22 protein-coding genes are annotated in these 16852 nt (G+C 67.8%); 10 read left to right on the forward strand and 12 right to left on the reverse strand.

Annotated elements, in window-relative coordinates; all coding sequences use genetic code 11:
• Window positions 1-2 precede the first annotated feature (2 nt).
• Both AC4NN1_RS04540 and AC4NN1_RS04545 read right to left on the reverse strand, forming a co-directional pair.
• Window positions 3-872: an aldo/keto reductase gene (locus tag AC4NN1_RS04540; RefSeq protein WP_363458375.1), complete on the reverse strand. Its 870-nt coding sequence runs from the start codon at window positions 870-872 to the stop codon at window positions 3-5.
• A gap of 42 nt (window positions 873-914) precedes the next feature.
• On the reverse strand, window positions 915-1547 hold the full coding sequence (locus AC4NN1_RS04545) for a LysE family translocator (protein WP_491954651.1): 633 nt from the start codon (window positions 1545-1547) through the stop codon (window positions 915-917).
• Window positions 1548-1633: 86 nt separating this feature from the next.
• On the opposite strand from AC4NN1_RS04545, the gene AC4NN1_RS04550 reads away from it, so the two are divergent.
• From AC4NN1_RS04550 to AC4NN1_RS04560, 3 genes are read left to right on the forward strand one after another with little or no spacing between them, the layout of a single operon-like run.
• Window positions 1634-2173, forward strand: coding sequence for a hypothetical protein (locus AC4NN1_RS04550; protein WP_491954652.1), 540 nt, complete (start codon window positions 1634-1636; stop codon window positions 2171-2173).
• A 7-nt stretch (window positions 2174-2180) separates the two neighbouring features.
• The gene (locus tag AC4NN1_RS04555; protein WP_491954653.1) at window positions 2181-2765 is read left to right on the forward strand and encodes a TetR/AcrR family transcriptional regulator; all 585 of its coding nucleotides are present in this window, start codon (window positions 2181-2183) and stop codon (window positions 2763-2765) included.
• A gap of 17 nt (window positions 2766-2782) precedes the next feature.
• A complete protein-coding gene (locus tag AC4NN1_RS04560) occupies window positions 2783-3079 on the forward strand; it encodes a rhodanese-like domain-containing protein (protein WP_020096921.1) in 297 nt (98 codons plus the stop codon).
• A 12-nt stretch (window positions 3080-3091) separates the two neighbouring features.
• Here the strand turns inward: AC4NN1_RS04560 and AC4NN1_RS04565 are convergent, their stop codons facing one another.
• From AC4NN1_RS04565 to AC4NN1_RS04580, 4 genes are read right to left on the reverse strand one after another with little or no spacing between them, the layout of a single operon-like run.
• The gene (locus AC4NN1_RS04565) at window positions 3092-3490 is read right to left on the reverse strand and encodes a GNAT family N-acetyltransferase (protein WP_491954654.1); all 399 of its coding nucleotides are present in this window, start codon (window positions 3488-3490) and stop codon (window positions 3092-3094) included.
• The gene (locus tag AC4NN1_RS04570; RefSeq protein WP_491954655.1) at window positions 3487-4530 is read right to left on the reverse strand and encodes a DUF1266 domain-containing protein; all 1044 of its coding nucleotides are present in this window, start codon (window positions 4528-4530) and stop codon (window positions 3487-3489) included. The genes AC4NN1_RS04565 and AC4NN1_RS04570 overlap by 4 nt, the downstream gene beginning before the upstream one ends.
• A gap of 35 nt (window positions 4531-4565) precedes the next feature.
• Window positions 4566-4958 (reverse strand): VOC family protein, encoded by a 393-nt coding sequence (locus AC4NN1_RS04575; RefSeq protein WP_491954656.1) that lies wholly within the window; start codon window positions 4956-4958, stop codon window positions 4566-4568.
• 28 nt (window positions 4959-4986) lie between these two features.
• Window positions 4987-6255, reverse strand: coding sequence for an HNH endonuclease signature motif containing protein (locus AC4NN1_RS04580; protein ID WP_491954657.1), 1269 nt, complete (start codon window positions 6253-6255; stop codon window positions 4987-4989).
• 81 nt (window positions 6256-6336) lie between these two features.
• On the opposite strand from AC4NN1_RS04580, the gene AC4NN1_RS04585 reads away from it, so the two are divergent.
• The 4 genes from AC4NN1_RS04585 (at window position 6337) to AC4NN1_RS04600 (ending at window position 9265) form a co-directional block, all read left to right on the forward strand.
• Window positions 6337-6648, forward strand: coding sequence for a hypothetical protein (locus tag AC4NN1_RS04585; RefSeq protein ID WP_491954658.1), 312 nt, complete (start codon window positions 6337-6339; stop codon window positions 6646-6648).
• 45 nt (window positions 6649-6693) lie between these two features.
• Window positions 6694-7602, forward strand: coding sequence for a helix-turn-helix transcriptional regulator (locus tag AC4NN1_RS04590; protein ID WP_491954659.1), 909 nt, complete (start codon window positions 6694-6696; stop codon window positions 7600-7602).
• Between the two features lie 81 nt (window positions 7603-7683).
• Window positions 7684-8397 carry an alpha/beta hydrolase gene (locus AC4NN1_RS04595; protein ID WP_491954660.1) on the forward strand — a complete coding sequence of 238 codons (714 nt, stop codon included), beginning with the start codon at window positions 7684-7686 and terminating at the stop codon, window positions 8395-8397.
• 31 nt (window positions 8398-8428) lie between these two features.
• Complete coding sequence (locus AC4NN1_RS04600) at window positions 8429-9265, forward strand: alpha/beta fold hydrolase (RefSeq protein WP_491954661.1); 837 nt, start codon at window positions 8429-8431, stop codon at window positions 9263-9265.
• A gap of 59 nt (window positions 9266-9324) precedes the next feature.
• On the opposite strand, the gene AC4NN1_RS04605 is transcribed toward AC4NN1_RS04600, so the two are convergent.
• From AC4NN1_RS04605 to AC4NN1_RS04625, 5 genes are all read right to left on the reverse strand, one after another.
• Window positions 9325-9660: a YciI family protein gene (locus AC4NN1_RS04605; protein ID WP_491954662.1), complete on the reverse strand. Its 336-nt coding sequence runs from the start codon at window positions 9658-9660 to the stop codon at window positions 9325-9327.
• Window positions 9661-9685: 25 nt separating this feature from the next.
• Window positions 9686-10507 carry an SDR family NAD(P)-dependent oxidoreductase gene (locus tag AC4NN1_RS04610; RefSeq protein WP_491954663.1) on the reverse strand — a complete coding sequence of 274 codons (822 nt, stop codon included), beginning with the start codon at window positions 10505-10507 and terminating at the stop codon, window positions 9686-9688.
• Window positions 10508-10582: 75 nt separating this feature from the next.
• The gene (locus tag AC4NN1_RS04615) at window positions 10583-11485 is read right to left on the reverse strand and encodes an oxygenase MpaB family protein (protein WP_491954664.1); all 903 of its coding nucleotides are present in this window, start codon (window positions 11483-11485) and stop codon (window positions 10583-10585) included.
• A 783-nt stretch (window positions 11486-12268) separates the two neighbouring features.
• Entirely contained in the window at window positions 12269-12991 is a 723-nt protein-coding gene (locus AC4NN1_RS04620; protein WP_491954665.1) for a YidC/Oxa1 family membrane protein insertase, read from the reverse strand.
• An 84-nt stretch (window positions 12992-13075) separates the two neighbouring features.
• On the reverse strand, window positions 13076-13351 hold the full coding sequence (locus AC4NN1_RS04625; protein ID WP_491954666.1) for a DUF6412 domain-containing protein: 276 nt from the start codon (window positions 13349-13351) through the stop codon (window positions 13076-13078).
• Between the two features lie 584 nt (window positions 13352-13935).
• Here AC4NN1_RS04625 and AC4NN1_RS04630 point away from each other — a divergent pair.
• The 3 genes from AC4NN1_RS04630 to AC4NN1_RS04640 all read left to right on the forward strand — a co-directional run bounded on the left by AC4NN1_RS04630 (window position 13936) and on the right by AC4NN1_RS04640 (window position 16414).
• Window positions 13936-14643: a hypothetical protein gene (locus AC4NN1_RS04630; RefSeq protein ID WP_491954667.1), complete on the forward strand. Its 708-nt coding sequence runs from the start codon at window positions 13936-13938 to the stop codon at window positions 14641-14643.
• Complete coding sequence (locus AC4NN1_RS04635) at window positions 14592-15629, forward strand: 5'-methylthioadenosine/S-adenosylhomocysteine nucleosidase family protein (RefSeq protein WP_491954668.1); 1038 nt, start codon at window positions 14592-14594, stop codon at window positions 15627-15629. Before AC4NN1_RS04630 ends, AC4NN1_RS04635 begins: the two co-directional genes overlap by 52 nt.
• Window positions 15630-16129: 500 nt before the next feature.
• Window positions 16130-16414, forward strand: coding sequence for an ATP-binding protein (locus AC4NN1_RS04640; RefSeq protein ID WP_491954870.1), 285 nt, complete (start codon window positions 16130-16132; stop codon window positions 16412-16414).
• On the opposite strand, the gene AC4NN1_RS04645 is transcribed toward AC4NN1_RS04640, so the two are convergent.
• Window positions 16348-16806 carry a very short patch repair endonuclease gene (locus tag AC4NN1_RS04645; protein ID WP_491954669.1) on the reverse strand — a complete coding sequence of 153 codons (459 nt, stop codon included), beginning with the start codon at window positions 16804-16806 and terminating at the stop codon, window positions 16348-16350. The genes AC4NN1_RS04640 and AC4NN1_RS04645 overlap by 67 nt on opposite strands.
• Window positions 16807-16852: the final 46 nt, after the last annotated feature.

The following is a 16852-nucleotide window of genomic DNA, read 5'->3' on the forward strand; positions in this document are numbered from 1 at the left end:
GCTCAGCTGCCGAGCTTCGAGAGTTCCGCGAACTCCTCGTCGGTCAGCTCGATGACGGCGCCCTGGAGGTTGTCCTCGAGGTGGGCGACGCTCGACGTGCCCGGGATCGGGAGCATGACGGGCGAGCGCTTGAGCAGCCATGCGAGGGCGACCTGGGCGGGGGTCGCGTTCTTGCGCTCGGCGATGTCGGTCAGCGGCGAGTCGGGGCCGGTGAGGCCGCCGGTCGCGAGCGGGAACCACGGGATGAAACCGATGCCCTGCTCCTCCGACCAGTCGAGGAGGTCCTCGGCGTCGCGGTGCTGCAGGTTGTAGAGGTTCTGAACCGTGACGATCTCGGCGATCTCCTGAGCGGCCTTGACCTCGTCGATCGAGACCTCGGAGAGGCCGATGTGGCGGATCTTGCCCTCGTCCTGCAGCGCCTTCAGCTCGCCGACCTGGTCCGCGAGGGGGACCTTCGGGTCGATGCGGTGCAGCTGGAACAGGTCGATGCGCTCGAGGCCGAGGCGCCGGAGGCTCATCTCCGCGCCCTGACGCAGGAACTCGGGGCGTCCGAGCGGCGGCCAGACGTTCGGGCCGGTGCGGGTGAGGCCGGACTTCGTCGCGATGACGACGTCGTCGGCGTAGGGGTGGAGGGCTTCCTTGAGGAGCTCCTCGGCGACGTAGGGGCCGTACGACTCGGCGGTGTCGAAGAAGTTCACGCCGAGCTCGACGCTGCGACGGAGGACGCGGATGGCCTCATCGCGATCCTTCGGCGGACCCCAGACGCCGGGGCCGGTGAGCTGCATGGTGCCGTAGCCGAGGCGGTTGACCTCGAGATCTCCGCCGATGCGGAACGTGCCGGACGACTGCGCAGGCTTCGTGTTGTTCGTCATGGGGTGTTCCAGCGCACGAGCGCGCCGGAACATTCCCGTTCGTCAGCTTTTCGCGCCGGTGAGGGCGAGCGCACCGCCGAGCCCGATCATGAGGAATCCCCCCGCACCCGACAGCGTCGCCAGGCGCCCCGGCGAGCGCCCGAACCAGGTGCGCGCCGTGCCGGCGGCGACCGCCCACGTGCTGTCGCAGACGAGGGCGATCGCCTGGAACACGAGGCCGAGGAACAACAGCTGCGCCCAGACCGGTCCGGCATCCCGAGCGACGAACTGCGGGAGCACGGCAACGAAGAACGCGATGGTCTTCGGGTTGGTGAGCCCGACGATGAACCCCTGACGCAGCAGGGTGACGACGGATGCCGATGCTCGCCCGTCCCGCTCCGCTCGGTGCTTCCGGTGCCGGATCGCCTGGACGCCCAGGTAGACGAGATAGATCGCGCCGATGACCTTGATCGCCGTGAACGCGATGACCGACGACGCGACGATCGCCCCGACGCCGAAGGCGACGAGCAGGATCGCGGGGATGTTGCCGAGCGAGTTCCCGAGCACGCTGAGGACGCCCGCGCGGCGGCCGAGCGCGATGGATCGGCCGATGACGAACAGGACCCCGGGACCCGGGATGACGATGATCACCATCGACGCCAGGGCGAAGGCGAGGAGGTTCTCGATCGGGATCACGAAGGAACGCTATCGCGACCGGCGGCCGGCTTATTTAGCACAGTCGTGCTACTTTGATCGGACTCGTTCGGACGAAAGGAATCCCCGTGATCCTGGTGGCGATCATCGCCTGCGAAATCGGCTTCTGGCTCGCGATCATCGCGGGTCTCGTCGCCCGCTACGTCTTCCGTCGCCCGCGTCTGGGAGCGATGCTCCTGCTCGCGGCTCCGGTCATCGACCTGATCCTGCTCGTCCTCGTCGGGGTCGATCTCCTGGGGGGCGGTACCGCGTCGTGGCATCACGGCCTGGCCGCGCTCTACATCGGCGTCTCGGTCGCGTACGGACACCGGATGGTGGCGTGGGCCGACGCGAAATTCGCTCAATGGTTCCGGGGCGCGGCGCCGCGCCCCGGACGGTACGGCTGGGACTACGCACGCGCCTGCTGGAAGGACGTGCCTCGCACCCTGCTCGCCGCCGCCATCGCGGCGGCCGTGCTGGTCGGGCTGATCCTGCTTGTCGGGGCTCCCGAACGCACGTCGGAGCTGCTGCGGTTCTTCCCGATCCTCGGGGTCGTCATCGGCATCGACGTCCTATGGGCGCTGGGCTACACCGTCTGGCCGAAGAAGGCACCCGCCGTCGCGGCATGATGGAAATATGCCGCGACTGATCGACCACGACGAGCGCGACCGTGCGATCGGGGACGCCGCGATGCGCGTCCTCGCCCGTGACGGACTCGCCGCACTCTCGGTGCGGAAAATCGCGGATGAGGCAGGGCTGGCGACGGCATCCCTCCGCCGCGCGTTCCCGACCCAGCTCGCGCTCCGCCGGTACTGCGTCGACCGGATCCACGACGCCGTCGCCGCACGCGTGACGGGGTTGACGGGTGAGGGGATGCCGCTGGCGATCGCCGTCCTGCTCGAGCTGCTGCCGCTCGACACGACCCGCCGGGTCGAGCTGATCGCGCAGCTGCAGCTGGGGAGTCTCGCACTGACGGACGCGACCCTGACCGAGAGTGTGCGCGACCTGCATGACGGTGTCGGGTTGATCTGCGGCGTCGCACTGGGTCAGCTCGACCTGCCCGACGAGATCGACATCGCGCTCGAGATGCTCCGTCTGCAGGCGCTCCTCGACGGGCTCGCGCTGCACCTGCTGTGGGCCGATCCGGCGGATCCCGAGACGCACGCGCGCCGTCTCCTGGAGCACCATCTGACGAGCCTGACCGCCCGGTATCCGCTCTGATCTGCGACCATCGAGGTATGCACTCCATCACGACGGCGCAGCTGGCCGAGGCCTCCCCCGCGAACATCATCGACGTCCGCGAACCCGACGAGTTCGCGGCGGGTCACGTGCCCGGCGCGCGCAACATCCCCCTCGCCACGGTGCCCGACCACGTGGACGAGCTGCGCGAGCTCGACGACCTGCACCTCATCTGCCAGGCCGGCGGACGCAGCGCGCGGGCGGCGGCGTTCCTTGAGCACCACGGTCTCGAGACGACCAACGTCGAAGGCGGCACGGGTTCCTGGATCGCGGAGGGCCGCGAGGTCGAGAAGTGACCGGGCCTTGCGTCAGCCGCGCTGCATGAGGCGCTCGGGCGTCGGGTACGGCTCAAACCCGAACTGCTCGTAGAGTCCGTGCGCGTCGGCGGTGACGAGGAGCGTCCGCTTCAGGCCCATCGGCTCGAGCGTGTCGACGACGGCGCCGACGAGCGCCTTGCCGACGGCCTTGCCCCGCGCTCCCGGGTCGACGTAGACGTCGCAGAGCCACGCGAACGTCGCGGAATCGGTGACGACGCGGGCATAGCCGAGGGGCGTCCCGTCGTCGTCCCGGGCGAAGAAGTTCAGGGAGTTCTGCGCGGCGCGCTCGACGACGTCACGGCTGCGGCCGAGCGCCCAGTACGCGCCCTCGGACAGCCAACGGTGCACGACGTCGAGCTCGATCTCGGCGAGGTCGGTCGCGATCCTCATGCGCGCGCCCCGCTGGCCGGCCAGGTGACGGATGCCGCTGGCCACGAAGACCTGCGAAGGTCGGCGAGCGCGTCGCGCTGACTCTGCACGGCCTGCAGTGAATCGGTGCGGAACGCGGTGGCGATGATGACCTCGCGCCAGTACTCGTCCCAGCTGCGGTAGGTGGCGAACGCCTTCTCGGCGAGCGGCTCGAGCAGCGCCCACGTCTCGTCGGCGGTGAGGTAGCCGGCGACGTACGCGTAGCGGATGCCGCCGATGCCGCGTTCGATGTCCGCGGCCAGCAGCAGCCGGGCGGGGTGCTCCTCCGTGCCGCGAGCGAGGTCCTGGATGTCGAAGACGGGCATCTCGGTGAGCCCGGCGACGCGCGTCATCATGTGCTCGCCGCCGTCGCTGTGGACGACCTCGGCGAAGCGCTGCGAGTTGAGGCCCATGGTGAGCGTGTCGGCGACGAGCAGCTCGGCATCGGCTTTAGTGACGATCTTGAACTGCTCGTCGAGGGCGCCGCGCAGCTGCTTGAGCGACCCGACGGGCAGCGAGAACCAGGGCGACCCCTTCTCGCCGTCCTGGTGCTTCGTTCGCAGCTCCCGCGGGAGTTCGGAGTACGTGGGCGTGAACGCGAGCGAGCCGTTCCAGCCGCGAGCGGCGAAGTCGCTGGCGCAGTCGAGCGCGAGGATCTGCTGCTGCCGCGTCGTGAGCGGCTGTCGACCGGATGCCGCGATGTAGGCGAGCTGGGCTCGGCGCGGAGCACCGGCATCCCGGCGCGCCAGGATGATCGAGGCGACGAGGAGACCGACCGCCATGCCGACAGCGAAGGCGAAGAAGTTGACGATGACGTCGTCGACCTGCCACACGAACGAAAGGACGAAGCCCGTGATGCCGAACGGGGCGGCGATGAGGGTGACGGGCAGAGCGCGTCGGCGCATCTCGGCGGGGTCGGCCTTGCGCTTGGCTTCGAGCACGCGGGCGTACCTGCGACGGGACCGGACCGGGTACTCGACGTCACCGGGATGGTTCTGGAGCGCGTTCACGTCAGGGGCCACCGGACCATCCTGGCACCGCGGCGGATCCGTTCGTGTCAGGGTGCGTCGGCGACGATCTCGGCTTTGGCTCCGGCTGAGTTCTCGAGCCACCCCGCGTAGTGATCGGGGCCGCCGGCGTGTGGGTACCGCTCCTGGTAGAGGGCGCGCCAGCCGTGGTCAGGCGCGGCGGCGATGATCGCGTCGACGTCGGCGCGCGATCCGCCGGAGAAGGCGATGTGGTTCACCCCGGGAGCGCGCCGGTCGTGCACGGTCGTCGACAGGTTCGGCGACGTCGTGAGGGTCAGGTAGGCGCCGCCCGCTGCCCACGACTCCCCCTCGGTCCACACGCTCTCGCGGGCGAACCCGGGCTCGGCGAGCAGCCATCCCCATTCGGCCTGCGCAGCGGAGAGGCCGGCGACCCAGAGTTCGACGTGATGGAAACCGGCCATATCGACAGTCTCTGGTATCTCAGGCATCTCAGGCAGGAGCGAAGGCGACGGCCGGTGTCGGTGCGTCTTCGCGATACGTTCTGCCGAGGGGTGAGGTCCATTCGAGGACGCCACCCCCGAGTTGTCGCACCCGCCATTTGGTGAACTGCTTCATCGAATGGTGCCGTTGGCAGAGGTGACCGAGGTTGGTGACCTCGGTCTTGCCGCCGAGGGCGTGATCGTGCGTGTGATCGACCTCGCAGCGGATGGCGGCCATGCGGCATCCGGGGAATCGGCAGTGCTGGTCGCGGGCCTGCAGGTAGCGCCGCATGGCGAGCGGCACACGGTACGTGTCGACGGCCAGCACGGTGCCCGAGACCGGGTCGGTGACGAGACGTTCCCACGATGGGGCGCCGCCGGCGAGGCGCCGGGCGGTGTCGGCGTCGATGGGCGAACGCCCGACGAGGTCGCACGCGGGGTCTTCGCCGGCGAGGGCGGTCGCGGGGACGACGACCTGCACGCGAGCACGAATGGCGCCGAGCGGACCGGCGGTCGTGTCGCGGGTGTCGTCGAGCGCGGGCGCTCCCGCGAGCAGCAGGTCGGCGAACACGTCGGCGCGCACCTGGTCGGTGGTCCGCTCGTCTGTCGCGACGGCGTCGATGCCGCCGCGCTCCTTGCGGGTGTCGATGATCGCGCGGGCCTGCTGGGTGAGCCGGTCGTGGATGCCTTCGGCGAGCACGGTGGGCAGGTTCGCGATCAGCTCGGACATGCCGTCCTGGCCGGGCACGATGCGCACGGACCGGCGGGCCGCGGCATCCTGATGCCGTTCGGTGAAGGAGCGCGGGTGCATCCGGTGTGCCAGGATCTCGATCTCGGCGCGCACCCGATTGGGGGTGTCGTGGCGGCACCGCTCGACGGCGATCGCCTCGAACATGGGGCGCGCGTCGTCGGGGAGGTTCGCGCCAGCGTCTGTGATCACGCGGACGTGCGCACGCGTGATGCGACCCAGCTCCCAGGCCTTCAGGGCGGCGGGATAGTCCTCCACGATGGTGCGGGCTTCGTCGATGCGACGCTGCATGACCCGATCGGATGCCGCGACTGCTCCCCCGAGCTCTGCGGCGATCTCGCGCAGCGCCATGTCGCGCTCGTTCGCGCTGCCCGCCGCGTTCGCCTCGGCGAGCGCGCTGGCCCGGGCGAGGACCTTCACCTTCACGACCTCGAGGTGCGACAGCAGCCGCTCGACGCTGACCGCGTCGTGCACGACACCGGCGAGCAGCGTCACGTGCTCGTCGATGCTGATGCGGGGCCGTTCGGTCATACCTCCATTGTGGTGAGGGCCTCCGACATCGCTCCGGCAGTCGCCCGGTAGCCTGAGGAGCAGTCGACAAGAGAGGGAGCGATGTCCCAGCTACCGAGTCGGTCCGAACCGGACCGCCGGGCGTCGCCGCCCCTCCCCACGAACGCGCAGCCGAAGAAGGGCCTCGCCGTCGCCGCCCTGGTCGTCGGGATCGTCGCGTTCCTCACCGGACTCGTCCCGTGGCTGGGCCTCCTCCTCGGCCTGACGGCGTTCGGCCTCGCGATCTACGCGCTCACGCGCGGCCAGTCGAAGATGATGGCGCTGGTGGGCGGTTCGCTCGGATCGATCGCCGCGATCACCGGCTTGATCTCGACGAGCGCCTTCATGATGTTGGTCATGGGCGGCAACGCCTGACGCGCTGACCCCCACACGAAACACACCTCGGGCAGAATGCCTGGCGTGACATCTGATCGACCGGGCTCGGAGAAGAGCGCGCTGGCGAGCTTCCTCCGCGCGCGACGTGCTGCGCTGACACCGGATGCCGTCGGCATCCCTCCGGAACCCCGTCGCCGCGTGCGTGGGCTGCGGCGGGAGGAGGTCGCGCGGCTGGCCGGCATCAGCGCCGAGTACTACCGGCGGCTCGAGCAGGGCAGCGGACACCAGATGTCGCTGCAGGTGTGCAACTCGCTCGCGCGCGCACTGCACCTCGACCGAGCGGGGACGGCGTACCTGCAGCGCCTCGCCCTGCCGGATTCCGAGGCGCCGTACGAGGTGCATCAGGGCGAGGAGCCGCCGCCGGACCTCGTCGAGATGATCACGCACTGGGAGCACACGGCGGCGTACATCATCGACCGCAACCAGGACATCGTGGTCGTCAACGACCTCATCCGAGCGGTCGCCCCGGGGTACGTCGAGGTGGGGAACAACCTCGCGCTGATGCAGTTCGAAGCGCCGCCCGAGGTGCGTGCGCTCGACTCGTGGCAGGACGGCGCGCGCACGACGGTGTCGCGGGTGCGGTACTACGGCAACCCGTCGGATCCGCGGTGGCAGGAGATCATAGGGCTGCTGCGGGAGGATGCCGATTTCGCCGAGATGTGGGAGCAGCACGAGGCGCTCCCCCTCACCTCGGGCACGGCGCCGAACCACTTCCCCGAGCACGGGTGGGTCGACATGAAGTGGCAGATCCTCGAGGCGCATCCCGGGCTCTACACGGTGATCTGCTACGGGATCCCGGGGACGGTCGGGGAGCGCGCGCTCGTCGATCTCCGGGCGAATCTCATCGCCGGCACGGTGACGATTCCGGCCTCTGACACGGATACGCCGACCTCGGGCAGCCGACTGGCGAAGCACCGGGGTGCGACGCGCTGAGACGTGTACTGCGAGGGCCACGACAGCGGCAGGTAAGCGCTTTAGCGTGACGAGCATCCCCCTTCCGAAAGGATGCCCGCCATGGCTTCACCCACCGTCGTTCTGGTCCACGGGGCATTCGCGGATGCCGCGAGTTTCGCCCCCATCACGCGGTTGCTGCTCGACCGCGGCTTCCGGGTCCAGGTGCCCGCCGTGCCGAACCGCAGCCTCCTCGGCGATTCGGCGTACATCCGCTCCGTCGTCGAGGAGATCGACGGTCCGGTGCTGCTCGTCGGCCACAGCTACGGCGGCGCGGTGATCACCGTCGCCGGGGTGGCCGAGAACGTCGTCGGTCTCGTCTACCTCTCGGGCTACGCGCTGGACGAAGGCGAGAGCCTCGGGCAGCTGCAGGGCGGCTTCCCCGACTCGGATCTCGCCGCGAACCTCATCTACACGCCGTTCCCCGTCGACGGCGGCGAGCCCGGCACCGACGTGTCGGTGAACGTCGACGCGTTCCCCGAGATCTTCGCCGCCGGGGTCGATCGGGAGGTCGCGGAGGTGCTGGCGGTGTCGCAGCGTCCGCTGGCGGCTCTCGCGTTCGGCGAGCCGGCGCCGATCGCGGCGTGGAAGGTGAAGCCCGCCTGGGGCGTCGTCTCGGCGGCGGATCGCACGATCAACCCGGACGTCGAGCGGTTCGGGTACGAGCGCGGCGGCTTCCGCTCGGTCATCGAACTCGACGCACCGCACCTCGTGATGCGTTCCCACCCCGACGAGGTCGTGACGGTCATCACCGACGCGATCGCCGACCTCGGCTGAACCGCCCCACCCACACAAAGGAGACACGCCCATGCCTTTCATCACCACCGACGACGGCGCCGAGATCTACTTCAAGGACTGGGGCGACAAGAGCGCCCAGCCGATCGTGTTCCACCACGGGTGGCCGCTGTCGTCCGATGACTGGGACGCGCAGATGCTGTACTTCCTCGGCAAGGGGTTCCGCGTGATCGCGAGCGATCGTCGCGGTCACGGCCGGTCGTCGCAGATCGCGACGGGTCACGACATGGACCACTACGCGAGCGACGTAAGCGCTGTCGTCGAGCACCTCGATCTGCAGAATGCGGTGCACATCGGTCACTCGACGGGTGGCGGTCAGGTCGCGCGGTACGTCGCGAAGTACGGCGAGCCGCAGGGCCGGGTGGCGAAGGCGGTGCTGGTCGCGGCTGTGCCGCCGCTGATGCTCCAGACCGACTGGAACACCGAGGGCACTCCCCTGTCGGTGTTCGACGGGTTCCGTGAGGCGCTCGCGGCGAACCGTGCCGAGTTCTTCGAGGCCGTGGCATCCGGTCCGTTCTACGGCTTCAACCGGGAGGGCGTCGAGCCGTCGCAGCCGGTGATCGACAACTGGTGGCGGCAGGGCATGACAGGCAGCGCGCTCGCGCACTACGAGGGCATCAAGGCGTTCAGCGAGACGGATCAGCGCGAGGACCTCGCCGCGATCACGGTGCCGGTGTTCGTGATCCAGGGCGACGACGATCAGGTGGTGCCGTACAAGGCGGCGGCGCTGCAGCAGGCCGAGATGCTGCAGAACTCGACGCTGAAGATCTACGAGGGGTACCCGCACGGCATGCTGACGACGCATGCCGACGTGCTGAACCCCGACATCCTGGCGTTCATCCAGAGCTGACGGATGCCGCGCGGCGTGGCCCTGGGGGGGGTCACGCCGCGCGCGTCTGCGGCGGCAGGTCAGGTGCCGCTGTGGATGAGCCGCACCTCGACGCCGCCGTCGCTCCGGATGGCGGGATTCGTCGCCGCGATCGCGAGCGCCGCGTCCTCGTCGTCCGCCTCGATCACGTACACACCCGCGACGACCTGTGCGGAGTCGACGAACGGGCCGTCGCTCGCGCCGTCGACGCGGACGGATCGCGCGAGCGCGCGCGGCGTGAACGCGTAGGCGGCGCGCAACGCTCCCGACTGAGCGAGCTCGTCGCCGTGCGCGTTGGGCTCGGCGAGCTGCTCGTCCGACGCGTCGAGCGCGTGGGCCGAGTCGTCGGCGTAGATCAGGACGGCGTACTGCGGCATGGCGGCATCCTTTCCGTGGCGGCGCTCAGCCGAGCTTGACCATCTCGGCGCTGCGGTCCCACAGCTCGCGCGCGACCTCCTCGTCGGTGGCGAGCTTGTGCGTCTTCGTGACGCGGTCGTTCTCGTAGTACGCGCCGGGCAGCCAGTCGATGCCGGGCTTCCCGTCGGCGAGGAACACGAGGCGCCTGCCGCCCTCGTCGGTCGTCGTCAGCAGTCTCTTGGCGAGAGGGTTGTGGTACATGAACCGGAACGGTCCGGTCAGGTTGCCCGCGAAGCCGGTCGCGACGACGCCGGGGTGGAACGCTCCGGCCGAGATGCCCTCGCTCCCCCACCGGCGCTGAAGTTCGCGGGTGAAGAGGATGTTCGACAGCTTGGCGTTGCCGTAGGCGACGCGTCCGGAGTAGCGGCGTGCACCGTTGAGGTCGGCGATGTCGAACCGCGAGAAGATGCGGGCCGCGGCGCTGGCGGTCTGGATGATGGATGCCTCGCTCTCGACCAGCCGCTCGCGCAGCAGGTTCGTCAGCAGGAACGGGCCGAGGTGGTTGACCTGGAACGTCTGCTCGAACCCGTCGGTGGTGAGCTTGCGCGGACCGAAGATGCCGCCGGCGTTGTTCGCGAGCACGTCGATGCGCGGGTACGCCGCGAGCAGCTCGTCGGCGAGGCGGCGGACCTGCGCCAGGTCGGCGAAGTCGGCGAGGTGGTGCGGCATCCCGAGCTCCTCCGCGACCGCCCGGGTCTTTTCGGGTGAGCGTCCGACGAGGATGACGCGGTGGCCCTTCGAGACGAGCTGACGGGATGCCGCGGCTCCGATACCGTCGCTGGCGCCGGTGATGACGATTGTTCGCATGACGTGAGTGTCACACCCTTCGCTATGTCCGGGGCGACTCTTGACGATGGGCGCCAGCTGTGGCCGGGGCGCGCGCTAGCCCTCCAGCCGCCGCAACCGCAGTCCTGCCATGTCCTGCGCGCGAGGGCCGGACCCGAGCGCACGCTCGGTGACGCGCAGGATGAGGCGAGTCGCCGTCTTCACCGGCAGCCACGAGCGCCGCAGGCCCAGCATCCGTCGAATCCGCGGCGGGAAGGTCGCGACCGCCGCGGCGAACAGCACGCGGTAGGCGACTCCCATGAGCCCTGTGAACGGGGGCTTCTTGAGGAACCGCACGACGTCGTCGACGCGCTCGTCGCGGCGCAGCTCGCCGCGGTCGAGGAAGCCGTCGATCTCGGCGCGCAGGGCGGCCTCGGTCAGCGGCGGGTCGGCCACGCGCATGAGGCGCCCGGCGGTGGCCCAGTCGGCGACGTACGCGTCGGCGCCGCCGGGGATCGAGCCGCCGTACGCCTCGTGGCTGCGCAGGAACGCGTCGGTGAAGGCGAGGTGCACCCAGCGCACGAGGTCGGTGGCTTCGGCGGTATACGTCCGCGCGGAACCGTCACCGGCGACGTACTCGCCCTGCACGCGCTGGTGGAAGCGCCCGACGCGGGCGGTCTCGGCATCCGCTTGCGTCGTCGACCCGTACGTGAGCGTGATCACCCAGCGGACGGTGCCGGCGAGGCGCCCGATCGGGTCGTCGCGGTAGCGCGACCAGTCATGCACGCCGGCGAGGGCGCCCGGATGCAGGGCCTGAAGGAGAAGGGCACGGATGCCGGCGACCAGGGTGCCCATGCCGGCGTGAACCGTCCAGGCGGGACCATTCTCGGCGAAGTAGCCGGCGTCGTCGCCGTCGGCGAGCGCGCGGACGTACGGCGCCATCCCGGTCGGGTCACCGGCGAGGGCGGTGAGCAGCCGGGCGCGGAGTCGGGCGACGCGCGGTGGGGCGGAGGGGGTCACGGTTTAAGCCTGCCACCGGGAGGGAAGGCTGGATCGGAGTAGGCACGTTGATGGGGGCTCCCGACCGCCTAACGTCCAGTCGCCCCTGTCTGACGACTGACTCGCAAAGTGCAGACCCCGAGAACGGTCGCAAACACGACGACGGCGAGAAGATTTGCCCTCACCCCCGACCGCGATCTATAGGTATCCGGCAGGCGGACGGCGTCAGGAATGGCGGGGGTGTCGATCGACAGCCCCTGATCTTTGAACGCCGACGCCGCGATCGAGGTCTTGATCGGCGGAGCGTCAATCGCAGTGTCACGGTCAACGTACGCAACCACCGCTGTGACCAGGAGACTCACCAAACCGAGAACGATGGCCGGCAACAGCTCAGCGACGGAGCGTGAGCCAGCGGTCTGAAGACTCACGAGGACGAACCCTGCAACGACAGCGGCAAACAGGAAAACTGCGATGGCGACCCTCGGATGGCCCCTGACATCGCGGAGTGCCGGGAGGTAAATAGTGAAGACCAAACCCGGAACTATCGTCAACAAAGTACTCGCCCAAGCCGTCCACTCGCGTGGCCCGCTGAACAGAAACAATACTGTGGCAAACCCGACGACAATTGCGCCGAATGCTAAACCCATCCATCGAAGCGCTCGCTTGTCGCGAGCCGATGCCGTCATGTTTGCTCCCCCGAGACGCGTGAATCTTTGAGATTCACGCCATCGTGACGATGGCTTCCGACATCAAGGTGGAGAACACAGGTTCACGGCGCGATGCCAGCGGCCCGGTGAATGGGTCTCACCCGTACACCCGCCTGAGCACCAACCGCTGCCCCAGCGTCCACGTCACCGTCGTCAGCAGATAGATGCCCGCCGCGAGCGGCACGAACATCGCCACGACCGCGGTCATGAACTGCAGCGCCCCGAGCATCGCGACCGGGACCCCCGGCACGCCCTCGCTCGGCGCCATCCGAAACGCCCGCCGCGTGATCTCCCCCACCGCTGCGATCGCAAGCACGAGGCATCCGATCACCAGCCAGGTCGCGAGGTCGGCGGCCCCGGTCGAGACGGCGTGCAGCAGGCTCGTGCCGAGCGGAACGCCGAGCAGGGTCTGCGACAGCAGCTCGTTGGCGTGCCCGGCGATGCTCGCGTGGATGAACACGGAGTACAGCAGGCCGACGATCGGCGCCTGGATGAGGATCGGCAGGCAGCTCGCGAACGGCGACACGTTCTCGGAGCGGTAGAGCTGCATCGTCTCGCGTTGCAGGCGTTCCCGATCACCGCGGTGCCGGGTCTGGATCTCGCGCAGCCGCGGCGCGAGCCGCATCCGCGCCTGGTCGGCTTTGGCTTGTGCGATGCCGGCGGGGATGAGCGCCGCCCGCACCACGACGGTCACGAGCACGATGGTGAGCGCGCCGGCGAAGGCTCCCGTCCGGGGGGTGAGCAGCGAGGTCAGGGCGAGCAGGCCACGCGAGGTGAGGTCGAGCAGGGTGGAGATGACAGGCAGGGTGGTGATGTCCACGGGGTTCCGTTCGTCGGAGCGATCAGGGTCGGCTGATCGGCCGCGAACGGATGCCGGGGCACGAGGTGCCCGGACGGTTCGACGCTACGCGGCCGCAGTCACCTGACCGGGCCCGCGACGGCGGACGTGTCCTGCCGCGTCGGGATCGCTCTGCGCGAGCGGTGCCGTGAGTTCAATGCGACGGGTGGGATGCGGCGCCGCTCCGCGCGTGCCCGCGTGCACGGCGGTCGCGAGGAGCGCGAGCGTGAGGACGGCGAGCGCGAGCAGCGCGACGGTGAGCGCGGATCCGCTCAGCGACGGATCGACGGCGACGAGGAGCCCGAGGACCTCGAGGACGACGCGCAACAGATCGTGGACCATGCTCGCCTCCTGTCGCGTCGTGTGGCCCTCAGGCTAACGGAGCCTCACCCGAGCTGCACCATCTCGGCGCTGCGCTCCCACAGTTCCTGCGCGAGGCGCGGGTCGGTCGCGAGTCGGTGCGTCTTCGTGACGCGGTCGTTCTCGTCCTAGGCGCCGGGCAGCCAGTCCTCGCGCGGGGTGCCGTCGGCGAGGAACACGAGGCGCTTGCCGCCCTCGTCGGTCGTCGTCAGCACGCGGCGCGCGAGGGGCTGTGGTGCATCCACCGCAGCGCACCGCCCGTGTTGCCTGCGAAGTTCGTCGCGACGACGCCGGGGTGGAACGCGACCGCCGAGACGCCGTCGCCCCCCACCGGCGCTGCAGCTCGCGGGTGAAGAGGATGTTCGCGAGCTTCGCGTTGCCGTACGCCCGCCACCCCGAGTGCTGCCTACCTATCTAGCGCGAACCAGCTCATTAGTGCGCCGAGTGCGAGCTCGATCTGGAAGATCGCGAGCAGGGCGAGCAAGACTGTGAGCGCGAGCGGAAGCCGCTGCATCTCCTCGAGAGCTCGTGTTCATCAAACGGATGGACTGTCATACAGTTCCCTTATGTCATCTACCCCCGGCACCCCAGAGGATGCACCTACACAGGAGAGTGTGCAGCGCGAGATCGACGCAGCATACGGTCAGCTCGACACGGATCTTCCAAATTTGGCGTATGTCGTGTACAGCCTCATCACATCTGCTCCAGCCCAGACGCGAGGGGCCCTCTTTCAATATGCCGTAGAACACGACGCGAGAGCGTCCATGTTCGATCAGGGGAAAACCAACTTTTCAACTAAGAGCCTCAAGCTTGATCCCATCCTCACCGAAAATGATGTCGCGGGCTTGAAGGAACGACTCGGCCAGCTTATTGATACGTTCTTAGATGTCATCATCCGGGAGCAACACGATATCCACACATTTTATCAGCAACTCGCGCTTATGCTCGACAATCCCATCCTCCGATCGGATAAGGATCGAGGTTTCGCCTTTTACTGGTGTTACATAGACAAGCGCCTTCCGTACTTCCAGTTGGACGAGGGCTTGTCCCTTTCCAACGATGATTGGCGAGATCTCGGAATTGCTCTCCGGCCAGAAAAAGCCAAAATCCGATACATCCTCGCTACCGAGTGGATAAGTCGCTCCTCGCAAGCTGATCACATTCTTCGAGTCCTTGACGAAAGAAGCGACGTCGAACGAGTCCGCCTGATGGCCTTCCTTATATGGGAGCTGGAGTCTCGCACTCGTGGCGCTGCAGGGGAAGGGCGAGGATAGTGGCCGGGCTGGCAGAGGCGCTTGCAAGCATTAAGTCGAGCGCCCAAAATTTCCCAAACGGTCGCGCGATAAGTCGCCTTTACACCGGGTCGGAGTCTCTTACGCCTCCTCAGACAAGTGAGAGTGTTGGCGGCCCCGAGGGGGACGAGCGGAAGTTTACGGACTCGTCCCACGCGACGTCAGCTACCGCGACCAGTGAAGAGGAGTTCGCGGACCTTGTTGTCGTCGTTGCTCTCCCGAGCCCAGAACTGAATCAAGCGCTGAAAGTGCTTGGTACTTCGTGGCGGAAGATCAGCCGGGATGGCGTCGTCTACAACGTTTGCTCACGACCAGTCGAACAAAGTGACGTGCGTATAGCAGTGGCAGTGCAGAACGATATGGGGCTGGTGCCAGCGGCGATTTTGGCTTCAAAGGCCGTGCGGTCCTGGCGACCCGCCGTTGTCGCAATGATCGGCATATGCGCTGGGGTCAGGGACAAGGTTGAGCTCGGAGACATCGTCGTGGGGAGGCAGATCTTCGATTACGGCAGCGGCAAATTGATACAGGGGAAATTGCACCCCGATTATCAACCCGTAGCCCTCGACGATCACCTGAGTGCCTGTGTTCAAGACCTCGCGCAGGACAAACAACTCCTAGGCAGAATCAAGTCAGAGTGGCCACTTGAGACGGGGGTGCCCGTCACAGAGCTCAGAGCGCACGTAGGCGCGATTGCGTCTGGAGCGGCTGTCGTCGCCGACGAAGCAGTCGTCGAGGGTGTACGCGAGCATAAGCGGGGCCTGCTCGCGATTGATATGGAGGCTTACGGCGTCGCGCGTGGTTCCCTCGCCGCTATCTCACCGCCGCGCCCTCTAATCGTCAAAGGCGTCCAAGACTTTGCCGATGACCAGAAGTCGGACGACTACAGGGAGTACGCAGCGTACGTGAGCGCTCGCTTTCTGCTTGCCTTCATTGAACGCTATTGGTGGCAGCTATCAGCAATAGAGTGATGCGCGGTTCGATGATTGCCGTGGTCGACGTGCTGATCATTCAAGCTGCCTTGCGGCGCGAGCGCCGTAGTCGCGGTTGAGCGGACGCTTCGTAATGACGGTCTCCGCGAGCCGCCCGGTGTTTCGCAACTGAATCGAGCTGAGAGATGCTCGATCAGACCGACGGCAGGATCGACTGAGACCGTCTCATCATCCGGCGAGCCAGCCGACTGCCACAGATGCACTCGCGGCGCGGCGCCTTTCCCCCTCAATAGACCGGGCCAATGACTCACACACGCACCTGAGCACGGGACGCTGCCTCATGGTTGCGCGTTGCATGCGTTCCCGGTTGCCGCGGTATCGGATTTGGAGTTCCCGCTGGCGAGGCGCACGCCCGGTACGGGCTTGGTCGGCAATCGCTTGCGAGATGCCAGCGGAAATTCGCGCCGCCCGCACCACGAGTGTGACGAACACGATGTCATCCCGATCCGAGCACGCCTCGCTGGATCCTCACGTCGAACCTGCCGTTCTCCGGCTGGGGCAGGGTCTTCAGCGACCAGGCCGTCCCCGCCGCGATGATCGACCGGATCGTTCACGACGCCGACGTGCTCACACTCAACGGCGCCAGCTACCGGCTCCGCGGGCGAGGAATCGACAGCCACCCGGGCATCAAGACCAGGATCCGGCAGACTAACGAAACGACAACCAGGTGGCCTCGTTTTCGCCCGTCGCTTTCGCTTCAAGTTGGCTCGTCGTCGCCAGAAGGGCGGAGGTGGGGGCCCGCCGTGGTCGACTTGCCCGCCTGAACGCTATGAGCGATCGAATGGGCGACGATCTGCGCATCCTCATGTTCCCAATAGCGCAGCACTGTCCACCCCGCGGCACGGAGTAAGGAATCAGTCTCCCGGTCCCGCTCGATGTTGCGCCGCAGCTTGGGGACCCAGTACGCCGCGTTGCTCTTGGGGATTGTTGCGTGATCAGGGCACCCATGCCAGAAGCAACCATCGATGAATACAGCAGTGCGTTGGCGCGTGAAGACGATGTCAGCCCGACGTCGTCCGCCAAGCGGAGCGAAGTCGACGCGGTATCGAAGCCCGAGGGCGTGAAGGCTCCGTCGCACTGCGAGTTCAGGGGATGTATCTCGTCGACGGTTGGCGACCATGGATCGCCGAGAGCCTTCACTGCTCGCCCAGGACATATGGGCAACGCTAGCCGCGCTCACGATGAAAGTCCGCGGGCACCAC

The sequence above is a fragment of the Microbacterium sp. MDV22-iso44 genome (assembly GCF_058629135.1).

Excerpts from the sequence above, each read along its gene's own strand:
- AC4NN1_RS04540 (WP_363458375.1), bottom strand. The coding sequence starts at position 872 with ATGACGAACAACACGAAGCCTGCGCAGTCGTCCGGCACGTTCCGCATC.
- AC4NN1_RS04555 (WP_491954653.1), top strand. The coding sequence starts at position 2,181 with ATGCCGCGACTGATCGACCACGACGAGCGCGACCGTGCGATCGGGGAC.
- AC4NN1_RS04560 (WP_020096921.1), top strand. The coding sequence starts at position 2,783 with ATGCACTCCATCACGACGGCGCAGCTGGCCGAGGCCTCCCCCGCGAAC.
- AC4NN1_RS04565 (WP_491954654.1), bottom strand. The coding sequence starts at position 3,490 with ATGAGGATCGCGACCGACCTCGCCGAGATCGAGCTCGACGTCGTGCAC.
- AC4NN1_RS04575 (WP_491954656.1), bottom strand. The coding sequence starts at position 4,958 with ATGGCCGGTTTCCATCACGTCGAACTCTGGGTCGCCGGCCTCTCCGCT.
- AC4NN1_RS04580 (WP_491954657.1), bottom strand. The coding sequence starts at position 6,255 with ATGACCGAACGGCCCCGCATCAGCATCGACGAGCACGTGACGCTGCTC.
- AC4NN1_RS04585 (WP_491954658.1), top strand. The coding sequence starts at position 6,337 with ATGTCCCAGCTACCGAGTCGGTCCGAACCGGACCGCCGGGCGTCGCCG.
- AC4NN1_RS04595 (WP_491954660.1), top strand. The coding sequence starts at position 7,684 with ATGGCTTCACCCACCGTCGTTCTGGTCCACGGGGCATTCGCGGATGCC.
- AC4NN1_RS04600 (WP_491954661.1), top strand. The coding sequence starts at position 8,429 with ATGCCTTTCATCACCACCGACGACGGCGCCGAGATCTACTTCAAGGAC.
- AC4NN1_RS04605 (WP_491954662.1), bottom strand. The coding sequence starts at position 9,660 with ATGCCGCAGTACGCCGTCCTGATCTACGCCGACGACTCGGCCCACGCG.
- AC4NN1_RS04610 (WP_491954663.1), bottom strand. The coding sequence starts at position 10,507 with ATGCGAACAATCGTCATCACCGGCGCCAGCGACGGTATCGGAGCCGCG.
- AC4NN1_RS04625 (WP_491954666.1), bottom strand. The coding sequence starts at position 13,351 with ATGGTCCACGATCTGTTGCGCGTCGTCCTCGAGGTCCTCGGGCTCCTC.
- AC4NN1_RS04630 (WP_491954667.1), top strand. The coding sequence starts at position 13,936 with ATGTCATCTACCCCCGGCACCCCAGAGGATGCACCTACACAGGAGAGT.
- AC4NN1_RS04635 (WP_491954668.1), top strand. The coding sequence starts at position 14,592 with ATGGGAGCTGGAGTCTCGCACTCGTGGCGCTGCAGGGGAAGGGCGAGG.
- AC4NN1_RS04645 (WP_491954669.1), bottom strand. The coding sequence starts at position 16,806 with ATGTCCTGGGCGAGCAGTGAAGGCTCTCGGCGATCCATGGTCGCCAAC.